The sequence below is a fragment of the Aliiroseovarius sp. B-4 genome (assembly GCF_056857795.1).
Window position 1 is genome coordinate 79,397 of record NZ_JBSXNV010000042.1, and the last position, 26,268, is coordinate 105,664.

Sequence of the window (26,268 nt, forward strand, 5' to 3'; positions counted from 1 at the left end):
AGGTGCGTTGGATAACGTGTTACACCCCAACCTTCACAATCGCTTCTGCCAACAACGGCACCGTCTCTTCATTCAGACCCGCGATGTTCATCCGCGAGTCTCCGACCATATAGATGCCGTGATCGACGCGCAGCGCCTCGACCTGTTCAGGTGTTACACCAAGACGCGAGAACATGCCGCGGTGTTCGGCAATGAAGCCAAAGCGGTCTGACCCGGTGCGCGCGCGCAATTCGCTCGCCAGTTTTTCACGCAGGGACAACATGCCGGTGCGGACCTCTTCCAGCTCGGCCATCCAGTCGGCGCGCAGGCCGTCATCCTCAAGGATCATGGTCACAAGACGCGCGCCGTGATCGGGCGGGAAGCTGAAGTTCTGACGGTTCAGGTGGGTCAGGTTCTGCTGGGTGATGCCAGCCTGTTCAGCATTTTGCGAGATGCCGATCAGAAGCCCGGTGCGTTCGCGGTAGATGCCGAAGTTTTTCGAACAACTCGCCGCAATCAATGCCTCGGGAACCGTTTGCGCGATCAAACGAACACCGGCGGCATCCTGATCCAGCCCATCACCAAAGCCCTGATAGGCGATGTCGATCAGTGGCGTTGCACCTTTTTCGACGATCAGCGCGGCCACTTCTTTCCATTGCGGCAAGGTCAGGTTCGCGCCGGTCGGGTTGTGACAGCAGCCGTGTAACAGCACCGCGTCACCCGCCTTGATGCCCTTCAGGTCTTCCATCATTCCGTCGAAATCAACAGCGCGGCTTTCATTGTCGAAATAGCGATACTCGGCCATTTTCATGCCCAGATGCTTGATGATCGACGGGTGGTTCGGCCACGTGGGTGCGGACAGCCAGATCGTCGCGTCGGGAGAGGCCATCTTGATCAGCTCGACCGCTTGGTGAATGGCACCCGTGCCGCCTGGCTGGGCGGCCATGGACAGGCGGTCAGCACCGACACTTTCGCCCAAAACCAGACCAGACAGAGCGCGACAATACGCCGGGTCGCCAGCCAACCCGGTATAGGATTTCGTGCTTTCAAGATCCCACAACACCTTCTCGGCGGCTTTCACAGCGCGCATGACCGGGGTCACGCCTTGCGCATTCTTGTAAACCCCGACGCCAAGGTCGATTTTTCCTTCACGCGGGTCTTCGCGGTATTGGCTCATCAGCGCAATGATCTTGTCTTTGGGCTGAGGGTTCAGATTGTTGAACATCGTCTATTCTCCGGTCTCGACTTTCAGGTCGTTATACATGCCCCACTCGGCCCAACTTCCGTCATAGACGGCGTGGCGGTCATGGCCCATTCGCTCCAGCGCCAGCGCAAGGATCGCTGCGGTCACGCCCGATCCGCAGCTTAGGATCGCGGGCTTTTCAAGGTCCGCGCCCGCAGCTTCAAAGATGCCACGCATCTCCTCCGGAGATTTCATTGTGCCGTCGTCGTTCAGCAAACTGCCAAACGGCACATTCCTTGAGTTCGGGATATGGCCCGCACGCAACCCTTCGCGCGGCTCGGGCGCATCGCCGCGGAACCGTTCGGCAGACCGGGCGTCGATGATCTGATGATCGCCCAGCTTTGACGCTGCTGCAACCTGTGTGACGTCTTTCACCATATGGGCCTGTCGCACGACTGTCATGTGACGGTCGCGGACGACAGGGGGCAGGTCTTCGATGGGATGCCCCTCGGCCTGCCATTTCGGAAAACCGCCGTCCAACACGGCGATGTCCCTGTGGCCCATCAGGCGGAACATCCACCAGACACGCGCGGCGGAAAACAGACCCATACCATCATAGACGACGATCTGATGGCCATCGCCGATGCCCATGGCGCGGACGCGGGACATGAATTTTTCAACCGGGGGCATCATGTGCGGAAGGTCTGATCGCAGGTCTGCAATTTCATCTATGTCGAAATAGCGAGCGCCAGGAATATGTGCCGCGTCGTATTCGGCACGCGCGTCGCGGCCCATGTCCGGCATATACCAACTGGCGTCGATCACGCGCAGGTCCGGGTCTTTCAGATGCTTGGCAAGCCAGTCGGTTGAAACCAGCGTTCTTGGGTCGCTATGCGGCATGACTTTCCCTCCGGTCAGTTTGCCATATCTGCCTAGTGTGCAAGGCGCAGATACGCAAGTCTGCGTGCGCAAACATCGGAATGGGGCGGAAAAAAGGGAAGGCCGAAGCCTTCCCCTGTCACGCGTCATTAAAAATGTCTTCTTGCCCTATTTCACGTTCTGGTCAGGCCGGTTGGCAAATTTACCGTCGGGTGTGTTGGAACGCCTCAAAACGGCAGCGCCTTTGGTCACATTTATCAAACATCATTTACAGGGGGATATGTAAGGGGAATTGCAACCCGTGCCTCCCCTTACCGTCTGGTATTGTTGCGGAAATCCGCCTGTCGCCTAGGTGGAACCAACGCGCCGCAATGCCATCTCCAATGCCTCGCGAAACCGCGCGCGATCGGATTTTGAGAACGCGCGCCCGGCACCCTGCCGAAACGGGTCGGCGGCGCGCAAGTCTGTCATCAAATCCCGCATCGCAAGCTGTTCGCGCACATTGCTTTCGGTGAACCGCTCGCCGGAATGGCGTAACACCTGCGCCCCGGCTTCGACGCATTTGGCGGCAAGCGGGATATCACCCGTGACCACCACGTCTGATGGCCCCGCGCGATCTGCGATCCACATATCGGCCACGTCCGGCCCATCAGGAACATAGACCATTTCGACCAAGGGGTTTTGCGACGGACGCAACCCGCCATTGGATACGAAAAACACTTTGGTCTTGTGACGGGTGGCCACGGCTTCAGCTTCGGCCTTTACCGGGCAGGCGTCGGCATCCACAAAGACGACCACGTCAGATCAAGCCCAGAGCGCTTCGGCGTGGAAGCCAACATGTTCTTCCATGAACGAGGACACGAAGAAATAGCTGTGGTCATAGCCGGGCTGCATACGGAATACGGCTTGCTGGCGTCTGCTCGCGATAGCGTGGGCCAACGTTTCGGGGCGCAGAAGGTCGATGAACTGATCCTTGGTGCCGGTGTCGATCAACATCGGACCATCGAACCCGCGCTGGCGCATCAGGTGGCTTGCATCATGGGCCAACCAATCGGCATCTTCTTCATCGCCCAGATATGCCTCAAGCTGTTTGCGGCCCCAATCTGACGCGGTCGGATTGCAGATCGGAGAAAAGGCAGACACGGACCTGAACTGCTCGGGCAGGGTCATTGCGATGGTCAGGGCACCGTGCCCCCCCATCGAATGACCGGTGATGCCTTGTCGTTCAGGGTCCAGCGCGAAGTGGTCGAACACCAGCGCGGGCAAGTCTTCGATTATGTAATCCCACATCTGGAAGTTCGCGGCCCATGGATCCTGCGTGGCATTGAGGTAAAAGCCTGCACCTTTCCCCAGATCATAGGCGTCATCATCTGCCACATGATCCCCTCGTGGACTGGTGTCTGGAAAAATCAGGGCGATGCCATGTTCCGCCGCCCAGCATTGCGCGCCGGCCTTGGTCATGGCGTTTTCATGAGTGCAGGTCAGACCAGATAGAAACCAAAGAACAGGCACGGGGCCGTCTTGTGCCTCGACCGGGCTGAACAGCCCAAATGTCATGTCGGTGCCGGTCGCTTTTGATGCGTGTTTATAGACGCCTTGCGTGCCTCCGAAACAGGCGTTTTCTGATAACGTTTCCATCTGCGGCTCCCTCAACTGATGTGGGTGAGCTAACTAGACACGTGGTGCCAGTGCAATGGGAAATATGCGGACGAAAAAACAGATCATCGCGACCGACCAGAAAACGCCCCCAAGATGATAGAAATACGTGGGATCGCCGGTCCAGTCAGCAGTGACGCGCAGGACCGCGCCGACATGCACGAAATTCAGATACACGCGGTCGAATCGTGTGCCTTCGATTGGTCGGCCCGAATGACCCAAAAGGGCGCGTAGCATCATGATCATGGTGATCGAACCAATGGCACCTGCGCCAAGCGCATGGTGAACCTGCCCGATATTTGCAAGATTAGTCAGCGACGCCAGCGCCAGAAGCGTCATCGAGATCGGAAGCCACGCATAGCCCGCGTGCTGTGCAAACAAAAGCGGCTCTTGCGTGACGGCAAAGCCCCGCCAGCGTGATAAACGCAGGGCAAGGGCGATCGCAGCCAAGGCGGCCAGTATACCGGTGACAACACCCGGGTCGAACACGATCCAACTGGCAGCCGTTGCCGCGCTTAGGCCAATGGCAGCTTGATCGACCGGGCCAAATTCGGCGGGCAGGTTCTTGACCCCACGCTTTTTCAGCCAATTGCGGCTGAACGCCGGGGTCACTCGACCGCCGATGTGAACCATCAGGATAAATGTCAGGGCAAAGCCCATGGACAGCCCAAGCTGAGCATCTGACATCAAAAAGACGGCTTGCGCCAGACCCAGAGCGAGCACGACGCCAGCGACGACATAGTTGCGGCGGTTGCGGGCGGCAATCAGATCGCGCTGCACCAGCAGAGCAACAATCGGCAGAAAAGCCAAAGCCACAGTGTGTGACAGCGCACCGTCAGGGGCGGCAAACATGGCGATACGCGCGGTCAGCCAAAGGCCAAACAGACCCGCAACCGTTTTGGGCCCCAAGGCTGGGCGTCCCGTCCAGTTTGGGATTGCGGTGAACAGGAAACCTGCGATAGCGGCGGGCACATAGCCCCACAGCATCTCGTGTTGGTGCCACAGCAGGGGGTTGTTCATACGTTCAACCACACCGGCGTGATAGATCAACCATATGGGAATGGCAGTGCCGGCGAACAACGCCGCGAATGGAAAGAACAGGCGATATGCGCCGGACAGAAGGATCATGGGGACAACCAGGCAAGAATGGCAGAAACGGTTAGAATCGATGCGCTTGTCGATATCAGGATAGCCGACGAAACGCGCTGCGGCGCAACGCCGTAGTGCTGGGCCAGGATATAGACGTTGCCCGCCACCGGAAGCCCTGCTGCGGCGACCATGACACTGGCCGAGAACATGTCCACCGGAAAGACAAGGAATGCCAGAATGCCGACGGCCAGCGGGTGCAGGATCAGCTTGGCGAAAGACAGCCATACCGCAGTTCTGATCCGTTCGGCGGATTTGGCCGCAAGGGATGCGCCAATGGCAAACAAGGCACCGGGCGTCGAGGCACCTGCGAGCAGGTCCAGAAACCGACTGACCGGTTCTGGCAAAGCCCAGCCGGATGCCGCCCACGCAAACCCAAGCGCCATCGAGACAATCATCGGGTTGGTAATCAACCCTTTACCCACCGTTCCCAGAACCGCCGGGCTGATCCGCCCATCGCGCGATCCTGTGATCAGGATCACGATCAGACTGCCGAACAGGAACAGATCGACGGCCAGAACCAGCATCACGGGGCCTATGGCCGCTTCGCCCATAAGCAGCGCCAGCATCGGCACCCCCAGAAAGCCGGTGTTGCCAATGACCGCGCATTGCGCTTCGACGGCTGCTTCTTCCAGCCCGCGTCTGCGGAACAGGGCGACGGCAGTGGCCAACAGATAGACTGCCCCACCGCCAAGCGCGTAGGCCCAGATGAATGGCCAACTGACGACCTCGGACAGGCCAAGATTGGCGGAAAAGCGAAACAGCATGGCCGAAAGCGCGAAGTAGAATACGAAGCGCGTCAGATAGGCCGTGGCCTCAGGCGGGAAAAAGCCGCGCGCAGCGGCCCCGAAACCCAGTCCGATGACGGCAAAGAAAGGGAGTGTTTGCAACAGAACATCTATCATTGCCCAGCCCTAGCATGAGGATTACGCATTGACGAGATGTCTGTGCATCTTGCGGTGTGCAAACGCTTTTTGTGCGGCGAAGCTGACGTCAACCGCCCCCGATCAACGCCCCCGCAGCAAAGACCAGCGCGCCGCCAACGACCACTTGCAGCGTGGCTCGCATGAACGGGGTTTGCATAAAACGGTTCTGGATCCAGACGATGGCCCAAAGCTCGATGAACACGACAATAATGGCGATGGTCGTCGCGGTCCAGAAATCGGTGATCAGATAGGGCAGGGCATGTCCAAGCCCGCCCAGCGTCGTCATGATGCCGGACGCAAAGCCGCGCTTCACGGGGCTGCCGCGCCCCGACAGTTCGCCGTCGTCTGACGCGGCCTCGGTGAAGCCCATCGAAATGCCGGCGCCAACACTGGCAGCCAGCCCCACAAGAAAGGTTGTGTGCGTGTCCTGCGTGGCGAAGGCGGTGGCAAAGATTGGTGCAAGGGTCGAGACCGACCCATCCATCAAGCCCGCAAGGCCCGGTTGCACCCATGTCAAAACGAACTGGCGATGGGCGTCTGCATCTTCTTCCGACCGGGCATCGCCGCTCAGGTGGTCGGCTTCCAACTGCCCTGCGACATTGCCGTGGTCGGCTTCGGCGGCGGCAAGATCACCCAACAGCTTGCGGACATTGGCATCCGACGTGCGATCAGCGGCCTTGCGATAGAACTGTTCGGCCTGTCGTTCCATCTCGCGGGCCTCGCCCCGGATGGTTTCAAGCCCCAGATTTTCCACCAGCCACACCGGGCGGCGGGCATAGAACCCCGCGACATGCTCGCGCCGGATCAGTGGGATCATATCCCCAAACCGTGCCTTGTGGGCATCAATCAACAAGCGCCGATGCTCGTCCTCTTCCTCGGCCATGCCATCAAACACCTTGGCCGAGGCTGGATAGTCTGTGCGCAGGAGTTCGGCATACTGACGATAAATACGCGCGTCGTCTTCCTCGTTCGAGATGGCAAGGGCGAGAATTTCCTGTTCAGACAGGTCCGAAAAACGACGACGGTTAAGGGTGCCAGATAGCATGACATAGGCTCCTAAATTAGAACGGTTCTAATTTATGGGTTTTTCTCTGCGACACAACCCCACAAAAAAAAGTGGGGCAGGCGACCTTGCGGTGTCCTGCCACCTTTTACGTTTCTTCCAGTCAGGTGGTGCGTCAATAAAGGACGACGCCGCGGATGCTTTCACCCGCATGCATCAAGTCGAACCCCTTGTTGATGTCGTCCAGACCCATTGTGTGGGTGATCATCGGGTCAATCTCGATCTTGCCGTCCATATACCAATCGACGATCTGCGGCACGTCTGTGCGACCTCGCGCGCCACCGAAGGCTGTGCCGCGCCAGACACGTCCCGTGACCAGCTGGAAGGGGCGGGTCGAGATTTCGGCACCGGCAGGCGCCACGCCGATGATGACGCTTTCGCCCCATCCCTTGTGCGCGCTTTCCAATGCGGTGCGCATGACGCCGACATTCCCGGTGGCATCGAAGGTATAATCCGCGCCACCGCCTGTTAGTTCGACCAGATGGGCGACCAGATCACCCTCGACTTTCGAGGGGTTCACGAAATGGGTCATGCCGAACCGGGTCGCCATCTCGATTTTTGAATCGTTCAGGTCCACACCGACGATCTGATCCGCCCCGGCCATACGCAGGCCCTGCAACACGTTCAGGCCGATCCCTCCCAGCCCGAACACAATCGCGGTGGATCCGATTTCGACCTTCGCGGTGTTGATCACAGCGCCAATGCCCGTGGTCACGCCGCAACCGATATAGCAAATCTTGTCAAACGGAGCGTCCTTGCGCACTTTCGCCAATGCTATTTCGGGCAGCACAGTGTGGTTCGCAAATGTGGAACAGCCCATATAATGCAGGATCGGCGTTCCATCGAGCATCGAGAAGCGGCTGGTCCCGTCAGGCATCAGGCCCTGTCCCTGTGTCGATCGGATCGACTGGCACAGGTTGGTTTTTGGGTTCAGACAGTACTCGCATTCACGACATTCGGGTGTGTAAAGCGGGATCACGTGATCGCCAACCTGAAGTGAGGTGACACCTGGCCCGACCTCGACCACCACACCGGCACCTTCATGGCCCAGGATCGCGGGAAACAAGCCTTCTGGGTCTGCACCTGACAGGGTAAACAGATCGGTGTGACAAAGACCGGTGGCCTTGATCTCTACCAGAACCTCGCCCGCTTTCGGGCCGTCAAGGTTCACCTCCATAATCTCAAGCGGTTTGCCGGCTTCCACGGCGACGGCTGCACGGGTGCGCATGGTGTCTCTCCTATTCTATGTTACAGGCAGGTTGCGGGAAAGGCGCGGGATTTTCAACCTCGGTGCGACCTGCCCTTGCCATGTCACGACATTGCAAGGCAAATAGGGGGTATGAGGCTCTTCACTTTCCTGACCACCCTTTTGGCCCTGACCGGATGTCTGGCAACAACGCCTCCGGTGCCAGCGCCAGACACCTTCATCCCCAATTGTGGGCAGGACCGTTTCCGCGGACTGGTTGGACAGGATGCGGGAACCCTGCGCGAAGTTGACCTGCCACATGCGACGAGGGTCGTGAAACCCGGTATAACGCTGACACAGGATTATCGCCCCGACAGGCTGAATATCTCTGTTGATGAGGATGGCATCATCGACCGGGTCTGGTGTTCCTGACCCAATGATACAAAAGGGCGCCCGCATCCAAGACGCCCAATCCAAGCCCATCAATCGAGCCATAGTGTTTACGATGACCGCGATGGCAAGCCTTGCAGGTGATGCCGATTGGTCCCTAAGTCGCGTTCAAGGTGCAGGCGGCGCGTCATAGCGCGTGGATTCCACCCAGAACCAGGTCCGTGACAAGGTCGGCATATTCGTCACGATCCAGCCCTTTGCCGGGCCGGTTCCACATGTAATACCAGTTCAGGATGCCGAAAACCGACATCGTTACCGCGCGCAGGTTGCGGTTGCCCTCAAATGCCTCGGGTGCTTCGTTTTGCAGGGCGGCGCCCATCATGTCGATCAGGCGGCGCTGAAGATTGATCAGTGGGGCCTGCTGATCCGGTTCCAGCACGGAAAGGCTGTCCAGTTGCAGTTTGTGTTCGGCATCTGCACCGCGATAGGCCTGAAGGATCGCCCGTACAAGACCGCGCAACCCGTCGGTGCGCGGGGCGGCTTCGACCTCGGCCACGAGCCCAGATAGATGCGTGTCGAGGATGTCGAAAAGCAGCGCTTCCTTGCTGTCGTAATAGTGATAGATCAGCGCTTTCGACACGCCACAATGCTTGGCCGCCGCTGTCATCGAGGCGCGGTCGAACCCGTGTTCAGCGAAATAGGCGGCCGCCCCCTTGCGGATAGCGGCGCGTTTCTCTTCATGGTCGCGGGCGATCCCTCGTGGCATCGGTCACTCCTTCGGGCGGTTGTCGACGACCCTTACAGCTTTCCCTTCACTGCGTGCAACCTTGCCCCCGTCGGCAACATGCACCTTGGCGCTGACACCGACATTGGATTTGATCTTGGCCGACAAGGCGCGGGCGGCCGCCTCGGCACCCTCTTGCGGCAGCCCCTCGGCCATCTCGACGTGAACATGCATCTCGTCCATCCGGCCGGGGCGGGTCAGTTCGATCTGGAAATGCGGGCTGAGGGCGGGAACGTCCATCAACTGTTCTTCGATCTGGGTCGGGAAAACGTTGACGCCGCGCAGAATGATCATGTCATCCGACCGCCCGGTGATCTTTTCCATCCGCCGCATCGACCGCGCGGTGCCCGGCAACAGGCGGGTCAGGTCGCGGGTGCGATAGCGGATGATCGGAAAGCCTTCCTTGGTCAGTGAGGTGAACACAAGCTCGCCCAGTTCGCCATCCTCGACCACCTCGCCGGTGTCCGGGTTGATGATCTCGGGATAGAAATGGTCTTCCCAGATGTGCAGGCCGTCCTTGGTTTCGACGCATTCATTGGCGACGCCCGGCCCGATTACCTCGGACAGGCCATAGATATCGACCGCGTGCATGTCGAACGCTTCCTCAATCTCGCGGCGCATGTTGTTGGTCCATGGCTCGGCCCCGAAAATACCGACCTTCAGCGGGCTCTTGCGTGGATCAAGCCCCTGCTTTGCGTATTCGTCCAGGATCGAAAGCGCGTAAGACGGCGTCACGGTGATGCCATCGGCGCGGAAATCTTCGATCAGGCGCACTTGGCGTTGGGTCATGCCGCCGGACACGGGAACCACCGTCAGACCCAGCGCCTCGGCCCCGCCATGCACGCCCAAACCACCTGTAAACAGACCATAACCATAAGCGTTGTGCAGCACATCGCCCGGGCGCAGCCCCGAGGCGCGCATACAGCGCGCGACCACCGTGGACCACATCGCCAGATCGTTTTTGGTATAGCCAACCACCGTCGGCTGTCCTGTCGTGCCCGAGCTCGCGTGAACGCGCGCAATCGCGCTTCGTGGCACGGCAAACAGACCAAACGGGTAATTGTCGCGCAGGTCTTGTTTCACGGTGAAGGGGAACTTTGCCAGGTCAGACAGGTTTTGCAGATCGTCGGGGTGCACGCCCGCGTCATCGAAGCTTTTGCGATAAAACGGCACATTGTCATAGGCGTGTTTCAACGACCACTTCATGCGCTGAAGCTGAAGGGCGGCGATCTCGTCGCGCGATGCGATTTCGATCGGGTCCAGGTCTTCCTTGCGGGGCGTCAGGTCCTTCATGTCTCTCCTCCGGCGGGTCGGCGTCCCGCCCAATGTCAGGCGTCTTCGTCGAAATGCGTGCCGGAAATCTGGCGCGAATGGCCGCGAAAAAGGGCCACATTGCGCCCGTCTTCTCCGGTGACGGTTACGTCATAGATCCCGGATCGCCCGGTCCGGCTTGTCTCGCTGGCCGTTGCGGTCAGCAATTCACCCAGTTTGCCGGGCATTAGGTAGGTGATCGAGTTGTGTTGCGCGACAACACAGTGGTTGTAGCTGTTGCAAGCAAAGGCGAAGGCGCTGTCGGCCAAGGTGAATATGAACCCGCCGTGACATATCCCGTGCCCATTCACCATATTGCCGCGAACTTTCATCGAGATAACAGCATGTCCAGGGCCGATCCGGTCCAATGACATGCCCAAGCCTTGCGAGGCGGGATCGTCGTCCCACATCGCCTTGGCGGCGCGTTCTGCACGGTCTTGTGGCGTCATGTTCCCCCCCCCCACGTGTTCTGACGAGGATGCACAAAGCTGACCGTTCGGTCAATAGTGTTGTGTCATTGCACGCGCCCGCCCGGTCGCATCGTTGTCGGTGTCGGATAATGTGCGGAAAACGGACGCCCTAAGAAAGTAGACCCGGTGCCGCAAACTGGGTGGGGGCTGTTACCACGACACCGGGCTGAGCTCACGCTCTCTCTACAGGCTCAGATATGGCGGGTTAACGCGGCGTCAAAAAGGAAGCCCTGTGGTTTCTTCCGCACGAAAACGCGACCAAATCTGGGCAGGGATTGATTTGTTCACCTTTGATCGGCAAGCTGAAGGTATGAACATGCAAAACTTGACGCCCTTCCCCGGGCAGGGCCAACCGGACGACCAAGTTGTCTTTCATCGTAGGGAACTTGGCACCATTATGGGCCTTTATGGACGCATGGTCGCCGCTGGCGAATGGCGTGATTATGGGATGAGCTTTCTGCGCGAGGTTGCGATTTTCTCGGTATTTCGGCGCACTGCGGAAACGCCTCTTTACCGGATCGAAAAACGCCCCAAGCTGCGGAATCGACAGGGGCAGTATGCGGTGATCGGTATGGACGGGCGCATCCTGAAACGTGGCAGCGATTTGCAGGCTGTGCTCAGGGTGCTGGAACGAAAGCTGATCCGTGCCGTTGAATAAAGGTCAGAGCCGCCGACGCGCCGTGACCGGCCCGTCGCCTTGCGCTTCGATGCGGGCGACCCCGGCGGCGATGTCTTCATAGGCAACGGCCATATGATATGCGTTGGCATGGATCATGCGCATTTGATCGACCACCACTGCAACATGACCCTTCCAGAACAACAGATCACCGCGTTCAAGCGGTGCGTCCTCGGCAATTGCGGTGCCCAGCGTTTCCTGCATGTCGCTGTCACCGGGGCACTCATAGCCCGCTGCCAGAAGCGCGGCTTGCACCAGACCCGAACAATCGATGCCCGCGCGCGAGTTGCCGCCCCACAGGTAGGGCGTGCCCAGAAACAGCTCGGCATTGGTGACAGTATCGCCATGCGGCGTCCCAACCGGGCAAAGATGCGCTGTCGGCACGAAAAGCCCGGTATCGGTCTCCGAAAACCGATTGGCAGTGGCGACGATGGTTACTTGTGCACCAAATGACAGCGCATCCACTTCGTGTTGTTTCATGTCGGGGGCAGGGTAGAGATGCGAGCCAAGCGTGCAGACCCAATGAGTTGCCCGCACGTCGTCAGTCAGGCAAGCCGAGGCGATATAGCCGACATATCCGTCCTTTTCGGCCTGCATGAAGGCAAAGCCATCGTGGTCCTCCAACTGCAACACGCGTTCGCCAAACAGCGCCTGACGGTTGCGCGAGCCGTTCGGGGCTTTCAGTATATCCACCACACCACCCGCGATACGGCGCCATGTGCCTTGCGTATATTCAGGTGCATCGACTTGGTCGCGCAGGCTTTCATGCGCGACGCGCGCGTTGGCGGGGGTCAGGCGGGCATCCATCACAGATCCAACATGTCAGGAAGGGCCGCCAGCAGTGCTCGTGCGCCCATTCCGACCCCGCCCTTGGGGCGGGCAGGGGCGGCGTTGGGGTTCCAGCCATAGATGTCGAAATGCATATACCGCAAAGTGTCCGTGACAAATCGGTTCAGAAACAGCGCCGCGGTGATCGAGCCGGCAAAGCCACCCTTGGGCGCGTTGTCCAGATCGGCGATGCCGGGTTCAATCATCGTTTCATAGGGCTTCCACAGGGGCATTTCCCATACCGGGTCCGCGGCCGCAGTGGCCCCCTTGCGCAGCGCATCGGCATCGGCTGGCTGGGTCGCATAGAAGGGCGACAGGTCCGGGCCGACCGCGACCCGCGCGGCCCCGGTCAACGTCGCCATCGATACAATCAGCTCGGGCTTTTCTTCATCCGCCAAGGCCAGCGCATCGGCCAGGACCAGACGCCCTTCGGCATCGGTGTTGTTCACCTCGACCGTCAGACCCTTGCGCGAGGTCAGGATGTCGCCGGGGCGAAACGCATTGCCCGCGACCGCGTTTTCCACAGCCGGGATCAGGACCCGAAGCTGTAGTTTCAGCCCAAGCGCCATGATCATATGCGCCAGACCCAGCACGGTGGCCGCCCCGCCCATGTCCTTTTTCATCAAGCCCATGGACGCACCGGGTTTCAGGTTCAGCCCCCCGGTATCAAAACAAACGCCTTTGCCAACCAGTGTCAGCTTCGGGCCTGTCTCCCCCCAGCGCAGATCGATCAGCCGGGGCGCACGGTCCGCGGCACGGCCCACCGCATGGATCATTGGCAAGTTGTCCCTGAGCAGCGCATCGCCTGTGGTGATAGTGACCTTGGCGCCATGATCCTTCGCCAATGTGGTGATCGCTTGCTCCAGTTGGTCTGGCCCCAAATCTTCAGTCGGCGTGTTGATCAGATCGCGGGTCAGCGATTCACCCGCCGCGATCACCTCAAGCCGCTTTGCATCAATTCCGTCGGGTGCGACGATCATCGCTTCGGGCCGTTTCTGGTCGGCGTATCGGTCGAACCGATACCCTTCCAAAAGCCAGCCAAGCGCGGCTTCTTCCAGCGCGGTCGGGTCCAACGCGTGTTGTAGGCGATAGGTGCCTTTGGGCAGCTTGGCGCGTGCCGCAGCCATACCAAAGCGGTTGCGTGAACGGGCCGCCTCGTCACCATTGCCGACCAAGGCCAGCGCAGGCACGCCGTCTTCGTCCGGCACCACCAAAACTTCACCCAACGTTCCCTGAAAGCCATTTGCGCGTGCCCAGACGCGTGCGGGTTCCGGCAGGGCGCTCAGAACGGTTTCATCACCTTTTTCGATCGCAATCAGGGGAATGGCGTCCGGAGTCTCAGGGGCAAATGTCAGGGTCATCTTGGCCTCGGATATGTTGTTGCGAAGACAACTTAACGCGACAGCGCGGCACCGCAAGGCAAAGGCACGGGTCGGCTTGGAACCGCTTAGATCGACATATCCTGAATGTCCCACACGGCAATCAGGCTGCGTTCACTGATCCGGCCCAAACGCGCCACCGTTGCGTTGAAGGCCGGAAGGTCGCTTGTGTTGGACAGATCAAGCACATCGCGGGCCACCCGGCCAAGGCTTGTCATGCCGATTCTGTTGGCAATCGCGATCAGATTTCGCACCTGATCACGCAGATCTTCGGTTCGCCCTTGTCGGTGTGATTTCTGAACATCGGCCATGCCGATTGCCAAATCCTCAAGGGCCTGATTGACCTCTTTATCGGCACGCACCGGGCCCCATTGCACATACATGCGTTCCAATTGCGTGCGATCCAGCCGCACGGTTTCCCTGTGGCTTAACTTTACAACGACAGTCACCTGTTCACCCCTAGTAATATTCCCTCTCGTGGTGATCGTGACGTAACGGCCTCAAGAATTCGTATATGGATACTGCAAAATTTTCTCGAATTTCATACGATTGCCACCTACATACGGGGCAACAGGAATTGGAGGACATCATGGAACGCGCGCAACCGCTGCCCAACTATCTTGCTCAACGTTACCATGGCTGGAAGGCCACGGGGTATGCCGATAACCAATCCTGGTATCGACAACTTGCTGAACAGGGACAGCATCCGCGCGCCATGGTCATATCCTGCTGTGATTCTCGCGTTCACGTCACGGCGATTTTCGGCGCGGATCAGGGCGAGTTCTTCATTCACCGCAACATCGCAAACCTTGTTCCGCCATACGCGCCGGACGGTGATTACCACGGCACATCGGCGGCGATCGAATATGCCGTGACCGCCTTGAAGGTCGCCCATCTGATCGTGCTGGGTCATTCCAGCTGTGGCGGCGTGCATGGGTTTCACGAAATGTGCCATGGCCGCGCACCGGAACTGTCCGAAAAAACGTCCTTTGTAGGGCGTTGGATCGACATTCTAAAACCGGGGTATGAGCGTCTTGGCGGCAACGACGCCGAGATCGACAGCGCAACGCTTGAAAAAGAAGCCGTGCTTGTGTCGATGGAAAATCTGCTGACCTTTCCGTTTGTTCAGGACGCTGTGGCAGACGGCAAGCTGACGCTACATGGGTTGTGGAACGACATCGGCGAAGGCGGGTTGGAATATTACGACGCCAAGAGCAAGACGTTCCGTCCTGTCTGATCTGATTGGTCAGGTGGATGTTTCATAGCGCACTGCCCTTTTTGGTTGGCAACGCGATTTCGCTTTTCGCGAGGGTTGTGACAGCGGTGCGCGGCGTGTGGCAGGGGGTTGAGCCGGTGCCGCGCCAGCGCATCTATTTCGCCAACCACAGCTCGAACGGAGATTTCGTGTTGATCTGGACAGTGCTGCCGCCTGCGCTTAGGGGGCGCACCCGTCCGGTTGCCGGGTCGGACTATTGGCTAACCGGCAAGCTGAAAACCTTCATCGGGCGCGAGGTTTTCAATGCTGTTCTGATCGACCGCAATCCAGAGACCCGTCGCGAGGATCCCATCAGCCAGATGGTCACAGCGCTGGATGAAGGTGCAAGCCTGATCCTGTTTCCCGAAGGCACCCGTAACATGACCGACGACACGCTGTTGCCGTTCAAACCGGGGCTTTACCATCTGGCGCAGGCACGACCCGATGTGGAGCTTGTGCCGACATGGATCGACAACCTGACCTCGGTCATGCCGAAGGGCAAGGTGATCCCGGTGCCGCTTTTGTGCTCGGTCACATTTGGGGAGCCGCTCTGCGTGGTCGAGAACGAGGACAAGGCGGCGTTTCTGGCGCGCGCCGAGGCTGCGCTGACCAAAGTGGCAGACGAGGTTGCACGATGAATGCCCCTGCTGAATTCACCACCCTGATCAGCGGGGTCTTGGCAATCTTGATTGTCGCGTCGGTAATTGGTCAGGTGCTGAAGGCGCGGATCGGTCCGGATAACGAGGTGATCGACAACCTTGTCGCCCGAATCAATGCATGGTGGGGCATGGCTGTCCTGCTGGCGCTGGCCATGTTGGGCGGGCAGGCGGGTGTTGTCATCCTGTTTGCAGTGCTCAGTTTCGCGGGGTTGCGGGAGTTTCTGACCCTGACCGCCAAGCGGCGTGCCGACCATTGGGCCTTGGTGGTCAGCTTTTTCGTGATCCTGCCGGTGCAATACGTCCTGATCTGGGCGGATTGGTATGGCATGTTTTCTGTGTTCATCCCGGTCTATGCCTTCCTTTTGCTACCTATCGTCGTCGCCGTTCACGGTGACACGGATGGCTTCTTGACTCGCGTGGCCGAAACGCAATGGGGTCTTATGATCTGCGTCTTTGCAGCCAGCCATGTGCCTGCGCTTCTGTCGCTGAATATCCCCGGATATGAGGGCAAGAACGTGCTTCTTGTCGCGTTCCTGGTGGTCGTGGTGCAATTGTCGGATGTGCTGCAATATGTCTGGGGCAAGCTGATTGGGCGGCACAAAATCGCGCCGCGCCTGTCACCCTCGAAAACGTGGGAGGGGTTTCTGGGCGGGATTATCAGCGCCTCGGCGGTGGGGGCAGGGTTGTGGTGGATGACGCCGTTCACCCCGCTTGAGGCGGCAGGCCTGTCTTTGGTCGTCACCCTGATGGGTTTTTTCGGCGGGCTGGTGATGTCAGCCATCAAACGCGACAAAGGGGTGAAGGATTGGGGCCATCTGATCGCAGGCCATGGTGGGTTTATTGATCGGCTGGACAGCGTCGTTTTTTCTGCCCCCATCTTCTTTCACCTGACGCGCTATTTCTGGTCCGTCGCCTGATTTAATAGTTGAGGTCTCATGACACAACGACGACCCATCGCAACCCGCGACCGTAAATGGGCGCAGCGCGCCGCCTCCTGGCTTGCGCATAAAGACATCACGCCCAACCAGATCAGCCAAGCGTCGATCCTGTGCGCGGTGTTTGCGGGCACGGCCTTCTGGCTGTCAGGCGGGGCGTCGGCTGTTTGGCTGATCATTGCCGCGCTGTCGGTACAGGCCCGGCTGCTGTGCAATCTGTTTGACGGGATGGTTGCGGTCGAAGGGGGGCGCGCGGAATCCGACGGTCCATTCTGGAACGAGGCACCGGATCGCTATGCGGATATCGCGATCCTTGTGGGTATGGGTTTTGGGGTTGGCGTGCCTGCGCTGGGCTGGGCTGCGGCGACCATGGCTGTTCTGACCGCCTACACCCGCGAAGCAGGTGCTGCGCAGGGGTTGGAGCCTGACTTTTCCGGCCCAATGGCGAAGCAGCACCGCATGGCGCTTGCCACATTGGCCGCAGTGTTTGCGGTGTTTGCGCCTGTTGTGTTCGGGCTGGTCACGCTGGAGCTTGCCCTTTGGGTTATCTTTCTGGGCACGGCGTTCACGGCGCTTCGGCGCGGTAAGCGCATGATCGCTGCACTTAAATCGCGTTAATCCTCAATTCATGCTATCCTTTATCCATTATTGGAAGGGATTTACATGAAGCTTGTTTTTGGGCTGTTGAAGGGGTTCGCGATCGTCGTGGTCGCCCTGATCGCGATTGCGTTCTTGCTGCCGTCTGAAGTGTCCGTCAGTCGTTCAATACAGATATCTGCCCCCGCCGAGGACATCTTTCCACACGTCAACTCGATGCAAGCCACCGAAGCATGGTCGCCATGGCTGTCTCGCGACCCGAATGTAGAGCTTACCTATGAAGGGCCAGAGGACGGTGTCGGTAACACGCTTCGCTGGTCGTCTGATGAACCAAGTGTAGGGACTGGTATTCAGGTAATTACGGCCAGCACCCCCAACGAACGCGTGGAAACCGCGCTGGATTTTGGGCCGCAGGGATTGGCGAATGCCTATTTCGATCTGGAACCGGCGGACGGTGGGACATTGGTAACTTGGGGCTTTGACACGAAATTGGGCATGAATCCCTTTGCCCGGTGGATGGGCCTGATGTTCGACAGCTGGATTGGAGCCGATTACGAAAAAGGCTTGGCCAATCTGAAGGCGTTGGTCGAAGCTGGGTGACAATACGTCATTCAGGGCAAGATTGGCGGGACTTTCCAGATATTTGCCGAGTCTCCGTTTCTCACCCAGTCAGCCGAGTTGTCCCGCCTTTCCCCTTCATTTTCGTACATCGATCTTCACCAGAAACATGGCTTGGCCGATTGCGGCCGCAAGCGCAGTCGCGAAGACGATCCATGTTCCCAAGGCAGCGACAGCAAAGCCTCCGACAAGAGGGAGAACGAAAGCGGGTGCTGTCAGCGCGTTGAAATATCCGCTATAGGCGGGGCGTCGGTCGTCGGGTGATATCTCCATCAGCAGCCCGATAACCGCAATCGTCAGTCCATTCGCCAATGCGCCAAGAACGAAGAACACGACCAGCAAGATTGGCGCAACCAGCTCTGGCGGAAAGGGCATCAGCAGAAGAACCAGAAGGGCGATTGGCGGAGCTGTGCGGGCAATTGCGATTGCGCGCATCAGGCTCAATTTTCCCAAGCTATCGCCCCACCAGCCCCAAAGCGGATTTCCCGCAAGCGCTCCTATGGTCTGTGCACCGAGTAACAGCGCCACGTTCTCCAAACCTAACCCAAGGTGATCGGCCGCGACGACAAAAAAAGGAGCGGCGATGAGAACAGCGCCTCCGCACCATTGCGCAAAAACGAAGCGACGGAATACCGGATCGTTCTGGAACGTCACTGCACCCTCGCGCAAATAGGCCGTGAAACTACTCGCCGCGTTGGAAGGCGACTTCTGCTCGGGTTCTCCCATTGCAGTGAAGATCAAAGACGAGAGCAACATCAGGAACGCCGCGATCCCAAGCACGGCACCATAGGATGTAGGAAAATCGAGCGTTTGCAGCAAATTGTCTGCCAACGCCGCGACGACAAGGGCGACGATACCTCCACCGAAAAAGCGGATTGAAAGCATCCGGCTCCGGCGTTCCGACGGAACGGATCGGGCAACAATATCGTTGTAGGGAACGCCAACGATGCCGCTGAGAAAAGCGTAGAGAACCCAAAGCCCAAGGGTTAGTCCACCGAGTGTGGCATGGGTCCAACCGGCCGCCGCACCGATCCAAAGAACGATTGCGAGTATTGCTATGGCCGCTGTCCGTCCAAATGCGCCTGCAATATAAAAGGGCATTGAAGACGTCCCGCGACCGGCGAAATAACCGACGAAAAGCTGGGGCAGAAGCCAGCCGAGCCGCAGGATCGTCGAAACCGCGCCTACCGCGACCGTGCTGCCCGTCAATTGGAAAACCAGCGCCGACATCACGGTTGCACTGTCCACGGCCGCCGACCCTGCCTGAAATGCGGTGCCTGCACCTGCGACGTGCCAGAAGCGGCGGCGGGGGGTCATGTCCCGCTCCAATCCACAGGTTCTACGAACAGACCGAACCAGGCGGACCAGACACCCAGCCCGACAAAGATCACACCGACGAGCCAGCGACGCGGTCGCAACCAGTCTGCAAGCCGTTCGAGAGGCCGAGCAAGGCCGGGAATGATGGAAAGCGGCACCAGTGGGAGCGACAGCGCGATTGCGAAGACCGCCATCATCAGAAAACCAGTCGCCGCCGACCCGCTGAATGTCGCAGTGCCCATAAGCCCAAAAAGGATCGGTGCAGCGCAGGCGGGAATGTTCAGCCCGAACGCCAGTCCTTGCAGAAGCGGGTTGGAGGCAACCTTCCATCGTTCGGGCGCGAACCCGATGTGGTGGCGCATTGTTTTGTCCCAACCAGAGATTATCGCAAACCCAAGGCCAAGATAGATTGCGCCGAAAACAAGCCACGCACTTGTCTGCACCCCGATAAGGCGTTGGCCCAGCACGACGATCAAGCCACCAAATCCGCCCATGACGACGAGCCGTGCCAGAATAAAGATGAACGCTGCACTGATCCGCTGCCCCATCGAGCGGGCCCGCTGGCCTCCCAGAAACAGCATATGTGCGCCAATGGTGCAGGGTTCGATGAAGCCGAGTAACCCGAGGCCAAATGCTAGCAGCAGCGTTTGAAATGTGATCTCCATAAGTGCCTTTAATTTCATCAAATCTGGGGATTTATGCTAGACCTTCCACTTGCGGGAGGGTAAAGCGATTTTTCAGGAGTTGGCATTGGCTGCATTGCGGAACCATCCAATCTGGACCCTGAGTTGTCATTCCCACACGTAAGAAAGCCCCACCAGAAGGCAGGGCTCTCACAACTCACTCACTATGGGAATTCAGCCCTTCTTCAGAACCTCGCGGCCCAGAAGTTCCGCGATCTGAACTGCGTTCAGGGCGGCACCCTTGCGCAGGTTGTCTGACACACACCAGAGGTTCAGGCCATTCTCGACGGTCACGTCCTGACGGATGCGGCTGATGAAGGTGGCGAAGTCGCCGACACATTCCACCGGCGTGACGTATCCGCCGTCTTCGCGCTTATCCACGACAAGAATGCCCGGGGCTTCGCGCAGGATGTCGCGGGCTTCGTCTTCGTCCAGAAACTCCTCGGTCTCGATGTTCACCGATTCCGAGTGGCCAACAAAAACCGGAACGCGCACGCAGGTCGCAGTGACCCTGATCGACGGATCGACGATCTTTTTCGTCTCGGCGACCATCTTCCATTCTTCTTTCGTGTCGCCACTGTCCATAAAGACGTCAATATGCGGGATCACGTTGAAGGCGATCTGCTTGGGATAAACCGACGGGGCCACTTCCTGCCCCGGCACATACATGCCCTTGGTCTGGTTCCACAACTCGTCGATTGCGTCTTTGCCCGAACCGGATACCGACTGATAGGTCGACACAACAACCCGTTTGATCCGGGCGCGGTCATGCAAGGGCTTCAGCGCGACAACCATCTGCGCAGTCGAGCAGTTGGGGTTCGCAATGATGTTCTTGTTCTTGTAGTCGTGGATCGCTTGCGGGTTCACCTCGGGCACGATCAGCGGGATGTCGGGATCGTAGCGATAGAGCGACGAGTTGTCGATAACGACGCAACCTGCGGCAGCCGCCTTGGGGGCGTATTGCTTCGTGGCCTCGGACCCGACAGCGAAAAGCGCCATGTCCCAACCCGTGAAATCAAACGCATCCAGATCCTTGGTGGTGAGGGTGGTATCGCCAAAGCTGACCTCGGTGCCGAGCGACCGGCGCGACGCCAGCGCGACAATCTCGTCCACAGGAAACTGGCGTTCTGCCAGAATGTTCAGCATCTCGCGGCCCACGTTCCCCGTGGCACCAACGACAGCGATTTTATAGCCCATCACGGCCTCCTATATTGCATTCAGCCTGCCAAAGCCCTTGTGAGTCTGGACAGACCGAGGGCGTCCATAGCGCAAATGCCGCGCGCGCGAAAGCGTCATGCGTGCGATCTGCCATGTTTATCGTTGACTTGTGTGCTTTTCGCTGTGATACGGGCGCTATCTGTCCGGTCGACGCGTGAGCGACCCGCCCCAAGAAGCGAGGCAGACAGAGTCAGGGCGTATTGCCCTTTTCCCAAAAGTTCCCAAATCACGCGGGGTGCTGACGACCATTCGGCGCATTGGACAAGCGGTTCAGCGCGAGTATTGGCCGCAACCGATGCGATGGGCATAACGCCCCGACCCGCGTGACAGCGGTGTGCCAGAGTGCATGCCAGAAAGACGATTATGACAAAATTTGCAGAGCTCGGGCTTGACCCGAAGCTGGTCACAACCGTGACCGAAGCCGGATATAAAACGCCGACCCCTATTCAGATCAAAGCGATTCCGCTGGTCCTTGAAGGCCGCGATGTAATGGGCTTGGCCCAGACTGGCACCGGCAAGACGGCAGCCTTTGGCCTGCCATTGATCCACCAATTGCTGCGCAACCATGACAAGCGCGAACCGAAATCGGTCAAAGCGCTGATCCTTGCCCCCACACGCGAATTGGTGAACCAGATCGCGGTGAACCTGCGCGACTATGTCGACGGCACACATCTGAAAGTGCGCACCGTGGTCGGCGGCATGTCGATCAAGAAACAGATCAGCACACTGGCACCGGGTATCGACATTCTTGTCGCTACACCGGGACGTTTGATTGACCTTCTGGATCGTAAAGCAATCCGTCTGGATACGGCGTCATTCCTTGTGCTGGACGAGGCTGACCAGATGCTTGACATGGGGTTCATCCATGCGCTGCGCCGGATCGCCCCCGAACTGGGCACCCCGCGCCAGACCATGCTGTTCTCGGCCACCATGCCCAAACAGATGGAAGAACTGTCCCGCGCCTATTTGACCAACCCCGCCAGGGTGCAGGTATCACCTCCGGGCAAAGCCGCCGATAAGGTGACGCAGGGCATCTATTATTCGCCCGGCCGAAATGAGAAAATCACGCTGTTGATTGACCTTTTGCGCCATGACGCGGACTCGCTGTCGCTGGTGTTTTCGCGCACCAAGCATGGCGCTGAAAAGCTGATGAAAACGCTCGTCGCAGAGGGATTCAAAGCAGTTTCGATCCACGGCAATAAAAGTCAGGGTCAACGCGACCGTGCACTGGCCGCGTTCCGGTCGGGCGAGGCCCGCGTTCTGGTTGCCACCGATGTTGCCGCCCGTGGTATCGACATTCCGGGCGTCAGTCATGTCTACAATTTCGATCTGCCCGAAGTCGCCGAGAACTATGTTCACCGCATTGGCCGGACGGCCCGCGCCGGTGCAGGCGGCGACGCGATTTCTTTCGTATCAGGCGTCGAGCTTGGTCTGCTGCGCGACATTGAAAAAGTCATGAAGATCGAGATCCCGATCCTGGGCGGCACACGCCCGGTCGAGGAAAAACGCCCAACCCGCACCCAAGGTGGCGGCGGTGGCGGCGGTGGTGGACGTCGCGGCGGTGGTGGAGGAAGTGGGCGCAAACCCCGCGCCAACGGGGCAGCCCACGCAAAACCGCGCGCGGATGCCGCTCCGGCCAAAAAACGTCGTCCACAGCGACGCAGAAGCGCCTAGTCAGTGCGATCTGCGCTTAGCAGATACAGAAGACAGCCGATCAATCCCGGAACCGCAAAAAACAGGAACACGGCCTGATAGGGGGCCGTGACCGACACATCAGGGCCTTGTGCGGCTTGAAACACGCTGGCCGAAGCATATTGGAACAGCCCGACACCGCCGATCCCAAACATGTTCATCAGGGTGACACCGCGTCCCACCAGATGCGGTGGCACAAAGCTGCGGGCATGTGCGATGATCAGCGGGTAACTCGCCCCGAACAGCCCAATGGCCGCCATGATCAACGAAGCGCGCCAGGCGCCTGTGTCCGGCACAACCCACAACAGGAACACCAGCCCTACGGCAATCATGTTGCCGGGCAAGACGATCCATTTTCGGGTGTTGAACAGGCGATCCATCGGGCCATAAGCGAAACTACCAACCACCATGGCCATGGCGATACCCATGGTGGCCCAACCGATGCCCGTCGTCCCCAGCCCATAGACATCACGCAGATACGGACCCGCCCAACTGCCGCGCAACCCGGCGGCGGCGGTGTAATTCACAAGCATGATAGGGAAGATCGCCCAAAGCGCGGGCATCCTCAACAGGTCAAGAACCGACCCTTTCGAGGCACCGTCTTTTGCAACCAGTTTGGGCGGGTTGTCCACAGCCAGCATGATCATACCCGCCACCACAAGCGTCACCGCAGACATCGCCCAAAGACTGGCGCGCCACCCGAACTGCTCGACTGCCAGCGCCATCGGCAATGCGCCGGCGATGTTGCCCAGTGATCCTATGCCGATGACCATACCGGCCAGTGTTGCAAAAACCCTCGGGGAATAGATGCGGGCGAAGATGTAATAGCTTGCCATCAGAACCGGCGAACAGCCGATCCCGATCAACACCATCGCATAAAGTATATGATCCGGCGTGGTGGCCATCGCAAACACCGCGGCCCCGCCAGCTCCGCCAACAGCCAACAACGCTGCTGTCACCTTGCGCGGGCCGATATTGTCCAACCCCCAACCCACCGGAATCTGCATCAACGCAAACACCAAGAACCACGCCCCCGATGCGCGGGCCAGATCCTCGGGCGTTGCCCCCAGATCTGCCTTCAGAGCCGGTGTCATCACCGCCAGAAATGCGCGATAGAACTGGCTGAGGACATATGCAATGATCAGGGTGGCAATACCAAGCCGCATCCCAGCTTCCTTTCGACAACCCGCGCACAAGACACGGGCCTGCCCAACTTGACAAGACCAAGCGTTTCTTCTGGCCTGAAATATCCTGGGGGAGGGGGAAAGCCGACAGGCTTTCGCGCGGGGGCAACGCCCCCAGCGACGTCAGCCGCCCCGCACCGTGTCGATCATCAACTGCACATTTTCCGGGTCGGCATCCGGCGTAATCCCGTGACCCAGGTTGAAGATATGCGGGCCGTTCCTGAACGCCTCGACAACCTTGCGGGTCTCGTCCACCAGAGCCTGCCCACCCGTCACCATATGGCTTGAGGCAAGGTTGCCCTGCACACAGCCATCGACCTGTACGTGCTTGGCCGCCCAGTCCGGGCTGACCGAGTTATCAATCGCCACACAATCGACGCCTGTCGCCTTGGCAAAGCCGATATACCCGTCGCCCGCCTCGCGCGGGAATCCGATTACGGGAATGCCGGGGTGGCGCTCTTTCAGCGCCAGCGTGATCTTGCGGGCCGGTTCCACAGCGTATTTCCGGAAATCGTCGTCATTCAGCGACCCGGCCCAGCTGTCGAACAGCTTTACCACTTCGGCCCCGGCGTCGATCTGCATCGAAAGGTATTCTATGGTGGCCTCGGTCAGCCGGTCCATCACCGCCTCGAACAGCGGGCGGTTTTCGGCTTTCAGCGCATGGGCCGGGCCCTGATCCTTTGTGCCTTGCCCTGCGATCATATAGGTCGCGACGGTCCACGGCATTCCGGCAAAGCCGATCAGCGTGGTCTCGTCCGGCAACGCGCGGCGCAGGATGCGCACCGTTTCGTAAATCGGGTTCAGCGTCTTGTGGATGTCGTCCTTGCCCACCAGTTTGTCAAAATCGGCCTGGCTGGTGATGGTGGACAAGCGCGGGCCTTCCCCGGTGACGAACCACAAATCCGCGCCAAGCGCCTGCGGCACCAGAAGGATGTCGGCAAACAGGATTGCCGCGTCAAACCCATAGCGGCGAATAGGTTGCAAGGTCACTTCGGCTGCCAGTTCCGGGTTATAACACAGTTTCAGAAAATCCCCCGCTTCGGCCCGCGTGGCCCGGTATTCCGGCAGGTAGCGCCCAGCCTGACGCATCATCCAGATTGGCGGCGTGGGCAGCGTTTCGCCCGCCAATGCGCGTAGGATTGTCTTTTGCTGGGTCATGAGTGCGGGCCTTTCCTGTCGGCGTTTCAGACGTGGTCCCTCACACGCGACAGGATGTCAAGCGTGCGGGGTGCCGCAGGCATGGACAGCCCTGATCTTCCGTCGTAAACGATGGGCATGACACATGCATATCCGACCCCCGACACCCCCCTGAAAATCGGCACCCGCGGCAGCCCTTTGGCGCTGGCACAGGCGCATGAAACACGTCGCCGCCTGATGGCTGCGTTCGACCTTCCCGAAGCGGCGTTCGAGATCGTCGTGATCCACACCACCGGTGATGATCGTGCCCTGATCGACGCAGATCGCCCGTTGAAAGAGATTGGCAACAAGGGTCTGTTCACTAAGGAAATCGAAGAGGCGATGCTGGATGGCCGTATCGACATTGCCGTGCATTCGATGAAGGATATGCCAACCGAACAGCCCGAAGGGCTTGTTCTGGACTGCAACCTGCCGCGTGAAGATACCCGCGATGCGTTCGTGTCGATCAACTACAGGTCGATCCGTGATCTTCCCAAGGGCGCCGTGGTCGGCACCTCGTCCCTGCGTCGCAAAGCCCAACTTCTGAACCGTCGTCCCGATCTTGAGGTTGTCGAGTTTCGCGGAAACGTCCAGACCCGCCTGAAAAAACTGGAAGATGGGGTGGCCGAGGCGACTTTTCTTGCGATGGCGGGTCTGAACCGTCTGGGGATGGACGGCGTGCCGAAAACAGCGATCCCGACCGAGGAAATGCTGAACGCTGTCGCCCAAGGTGCCATTGGCATCGAACGGCGCGCTGACGATCTGCGCGTCAAAGAGATGCTGGATGCCATCCACGACGCGGAAACCGGCCAACGGCTGGCCGCTGAACGCGCTTTTCTCGGTGCATTGGATGGGTCGTGCGAGACCCCGATTGCGGCCCTTGCCACGCTGGATGGCGACACCCTGACCCTGCGCGGGGAAATCCTGCGCACAGATGGGTCAGAGGCAAAGTCAGATCAGATTTCGGGGCCTGTATCAGACGGACCCGCGCTTGGCATCAAACTGGCCCAAGAGCTTTTGTCACGTGCCGGCGACGATTTCTTCGACTGGAAGTAAGTCTTTGCCCGGCGCTGACGCC

28 protein-coding genes are annotated in these 26,268 nt (G+C 59.2%); 9 read left to right on the forward strand and 19 right to left on the reverse strand.

The window, feature by feature from the left end; genetic code table 11:
• Window positions 1-19 precede the first annotated feature (19 nt).
• The 8 genes from AC13C8_RS18830 to AC13C8_RS18865 form a co-directional block, all read right to left on the reverse strand.
• Complete coding sequence (locus tag AC13C8_RS18830) at window positions 20-1,204, reverse strand: amino acid aminotransferase (protein ID WP_482848698.1); 1,185 nt, start codon at window positions 1,202-1,204, stop codon at window positions 20-22.
• A gap of 3 nt (window positions 1,205-1,207) precedes the next feature.
• Window positions 1,208-2,062: a 3-mercaptopyruvate sulfurtransferase gene (gene sseA / locus AC13C8_RS18835; protein WP_482848699.1), complete on the reverse strand. Its 855-nt coding sequence runs from the start codon at window positions 2,060-2,062 to the stop codon at window positions 1,208-1,210.
• A gap of 327 nt (window positions 2,063-2,389) precedes the next feature.
• Complete coding sequence (locus tag AC13C8_RS18840) at window positions 2,390-2,839, reverse strand: YaiI/YqxD family protein (RefSeq protein WP_482848700.1); 450 nt, start codon at window positions 2,837-2,839, stop codon at window positions 2,390-2,392.
• 6 nt (window positions 2,840-2,845) lie between these two features.
• A complete protein-coding gene (fghA, locus tag AC13C8_RS18845; RefSeq protein WP_091431712.1) occupies window positions 2,846-3,679 on the reverse strand; it encodes an S-formylglutathione hydrolase in 834 nt (277 codons plus the stop codon).
• 33 nt (window positions 3,680-3,712) lie between these two features.
• The gene (locus AC13C8_RS18850; RefSeq protein WP_482848701.1) at window positions 3,713-4,825 is read right to left on the reverse strand and encodes an NnrS family protein; all 1,113 of its coding nucleotides are present in this window, start codon (window positions 4,823-4,825) and stop codon (window positions 3,713-3,715) included.
• Entirely contained in the window at window positions 4,822-5,748 is a 927-nt protein-coding gene (locus tag AC13C8_RS18855; RefSeq protein WP_091431707.1) for an AEC family transporter, read from the reverse strand. The genes AC13C8_RS18850 and AC13C8_RS18855 overlap by 4 nt, the downstream gene beginning before the upstream one ends.
• 88 nt (window positions 5,749-5,836) lie before the next feature.
• Window positions 5,837-6,814 (reverse strand): iron exporter MbfA, encoded by a 978-nt coding sequence (gene mbfA, locus AC13C8_RS18860; RefSeq protein ID WP_091431705.1) that lies wholly within the window; start codon window positions 6,812-6,814, stop codon window positions 5,837-5,839.
• A gap of 133 nt (window positions 6,815-6,947) precedes the next feature.
• Window positions 6,948-8,060: an S-(hydroxymethyl)glutathione dehydrogenase/class III alcohol dehydrogenase gene (locus tag AC13C8_RS18865; protein ID WP_091431703.1), complete on the reverse strand. Its 1,113-nt coding sequence runs from the start codon at window positions 8,058-8,060 to the stop codon at window positions 6,948-6,950.
• Window positions 8,061-8,171: 111 nt separating this feature from the next.
• Between AC13C8_RS18865 and AC13C8_RS18870 the strand changes: the two genes are divergently transcribed.
• Window positions 8,172-8,450 (forward strand): I78 family peptidase inhibitor, encoded by a 279-nt coding sequence (locus AC13C8_RS18870; RefSeq protein WP_091431701.1) that lies wholly within the window; start codon window positions 8,172-8,174, stop codon window positions 8,448-8,450.
• Window positions 8,451-8,595: 145 nt separating this feature from the next.
• Here the strand turns inward: AC13C8_RS18870 and AC13C8_RS18875 are convergent, their stop codons facing one another.
• From AC13C8_RS18875 to paaI, 3 genes are read right to left on the reverse strand one after another with little or no spacing between them, the layout of a single operon-like run.
• Entirely contained in the window at window positions 8,596-9,174 is a 579-nt protein-coding gene (locus tag AC13C8_RS18875) for a TetR/AcrR family transcriptional regulator (RefSeq protein WP_091431699.1), read from the reverse strand.
• 3 nt (window positions 9,175-9,177) lie between these two features.
• Window positions 9,178-10,485, reverse strand: coding sequence for a phenylacetate--CoA ligase PaaK (gene paaK, locus AC13C8_RS18880; protein ID WP_482848702.1), 1,308 nt, complete (start codon window positions 10,483-10,485; stop codon window positions 9,178-9,180).
• Window positions 10,486-10,520: 35 nt separating this feature from the next.
• Window positions 10,521-10,952 carry a hydroxyphenylacetyl-CoA thioesterase PaaI gene (gene paaI / locus AC13C8_RS18885; protein ID WP_091431696.1) on the reverse strand — a complete coding sequence of 144 codons (432 nt, stop codon included), beginning with the start codon at window positions 10,950-10,952 and terminating at the stop codon, window positions 10,521-10,523.
• 331 nt (window positions 10,953-11,283) lie between these two features.
• Here paaI and AC13C8_RS18890 point away from each other — a divergent pair, with 331 nt between their 5' ends.
• Entirely contained in the window at window positions 11,284-11,631 is a 348-nt protein-coding gene (locus AC13C8_RS18890) for a DUF2794 domain-containing protein (protein ID WP_091432690.1), read from the forward strand.
• Window positions 11,632-11,634: 3 nt separating this feature from the next.
• Here AC13C8_RS18890 and AC13C8_RS18895 read toward each other — a convergent pair whose 3' ends face one another.
• From AC13C8_RS18895 to AC13C8_RS18905, 3 genes are all read right to left on the reverse strand, one after another.
• On the reverse strand, window positions 11,635-12,456 hold the full coding sequence (locus AC13C8_RS18895; protein ID WP_482848703.1) for a C40 family peptidase: 822 nt from the start codon (window positions 12,454-12,456) through the stop codon (window positions 11,635-11,637).
• Complete coding sequence (locus tag AC13C8_RS18900) at window positions 12,456-13,838, reverse strand: leucyl aminopeptidase family protein (protein WP_482848704.1); 1,383 nt, start codon at window positions 13,836-13,838, stop codon at window positions 12,456-12,458. Before AC13C8_RS18900 ends, AC13C8_RS18895 begins: the two co-directional genes overlap by 1 nt.
• Window positions 13,839-13,924: 86 nt before the next feature.
• A complete protein-coding gene (locus AC13C8_RS18905) occupies window positions 13,925-14,305 on the reverse strand; it encodes a hypothetical protein (RefSeq protein WP_482848705.1) in 381 nt (126 codons plus the stop codon).
• 140 nt (window positions 14,306-14,445) lie between these two features.
• Between AC13C8_RS18905 and AC13C8_RS18910 the strand changes: the two genes are divergently transcribed.
• From AC13C8_RS18910 to AC13C8_RS18930, 5 genes are read left to right on the forward strand one after another with little or no spacing between them, the layout of a single operon-like run.
• Entirely contained in the window at window positions 14,446-15,093 is a 648-nt protein-coding gene (locus AC13C8_RS18910) for a carbonic anhydrase (RefSeq protein ID WP_091432687.1), read from the forward strand.
• 17 nt (window positions 15,094-15,110) lie between these two features.
• Window positions 15,111-15,749 carry a lysophospholipid acyltransferase family protein gene (locus AC13C8_RS18915; protein ID WP_091431688.1) on the forward strand — a complete coding sequence of 213 codons (639 nt, stop codon included), beginning with the start codon at window positions 15,111-15,113 and terminating at the stop codon, window positions 15,747-15,749.
• Window positions 15,746-16,687 (forward strand): phosphatidate cytidylyltransferase, encoded by a 942-nt coding sequence (locus AC13C8_RS18920; RefSeq protein ID WP_091431686.1) that lies wholly within the window; start codon window positions 15,746-15,748, stop codon window positions 16,685-16,687. The genes AC13C8_RS18915 and AC13C8_RS18920 overlap by 4 nt, the downstream gene beginning before the upstream one ends.
• An 18-nt stretch (window positions 16,688-16,705) precedes the next feature.
• A complete protein-coding gene (locus AC13C8_RS18925; protein ID WP_091431684.1) occupies window positions 16,706-17,323 on the forward strand; it encodes a CDP-alcohol phosphatidyltransferase family protein in 618 nt (205 codons plus the stop codon).
• Window positions 17,324-17,368: 45 nt separating this feature from the next.
• Entirely contained in the window at window positions 17,369-17,902 is a 534-nt protein-coding gene (locus AC13C8_RS18930; RefSeq protein WP_482848706.1) for an SRPBCC family protein, read from the forward strand.
• Between the two features lie 96 nt (window positions 17,903-17,998).
• Here the strand turns inward: AC13C8_RS18930 and AC13C8_RS18935 are convergent, their stop codons facing one another.
• From AC13C8_RS18935 to AC13C8_RS18945, 3 genes are all read right to left on the reverse strand, one after another.
• Window positions 17,999-19,237 (reverse strand): MFS transporter, encoded by a 1,239-nt coding sequence (locus AC13C8_RS18935; protein WP_482848707.1) that lies wholly within the window; start codon window positions 19,235-19,237, stop codon window positions 17,999-18,001.
• Complete coding sequence (locus AC13C8_RS18940) at window positions 19,234-19,902, reverse strand: hypothetical protein (RefSeq protein WP_482848708.1); 669 nt, start codon at window positions 19,900-19,902, stop codon at window positions 19,234-19,236. The genes AC13C8_RS18935 and AC13C8_RS18940 overlap by 4 nt, the downstream gene beginning before the upstream one ends.
• 192 nt (window positions 19,903-20,094) lie before the next feature.
• The gene (locus AC13C8_RS18945; RefSeq protein WP_091431678.1) at window positions 20,095-21,117 is read right to left on the reverse strand and encodes an aspartate-semialdehyde dehydrogenase; all 1,023 of its coding nucleotides are present in this window, start codon (window positions 21,115-21,117) and stop codon (window positions 20,095-20,097) included.
• Between the two features lie 384 nt (window positions 21,118-21,501).
• Between AC13C8_RS18945 and AC13C8_RS18950 the strand changes: the two genes are divergently transcribed.
• Entirely contained in the window at window positions 21,502-22,812 is a 1,311-nt protein-coding gene (locus tag AC13C8_RS18950) for a DEAD/DEAH box helicase (protein ID WP_482848709.1), read from the forward strand.
• Here AC13C8_RS18950 and AC13C8_RS18955 read toward each other — a convergent pair.
• The gene (locus AC13C8_RS18955; RefSeq protein ID WP_482848710.1) at window positions 22,809-23,996 is read right to left on the reverse strand and encodes an MFS transporter; all 1,188 of its coding nucleotides are present in this window, start codon (window positions 23,994-23,996) and stop codon (window positions 22,809-22,811) included. The two genes, AC13C8_RS18950 and AC13C8_RS18955, sit on opposite strands and share 4 nt — an antisense overlap.
• Before the next feature lie 141 nt (window positions 23,997-24,137).
• Window positions 24,138-25,172 (reverse strand): uroporphyrinogen decarboxylase, encoded by a 1,035-nt coding sequence (hemE, locus tag AC13C8_RS18960; RefSeq protein WP_091431672.1) that lies wholly within the window; start codon window positions 25,170-25,172, stop codon window positions 24,138-24,140.
• A gap of 117 nt (window positions 25,173-25,289) precedes the next feature.
• On the opposite strand from hemE, the gene hemC reads away from it, so the two are divergent.
• Window positions 25,290-26,246, forward strand: a complete 957-nt coding sequence (gene hemC / locus AC13C8_RS18965) for a hydroxymethylbilane synthase (protein WP_091432684.1) — start codon at window positions 25,290-25,292, stop codon at window positions 26,244-26,246.
• Window positions 26,247-26,268: the final 22 nt, after the last annotated feature.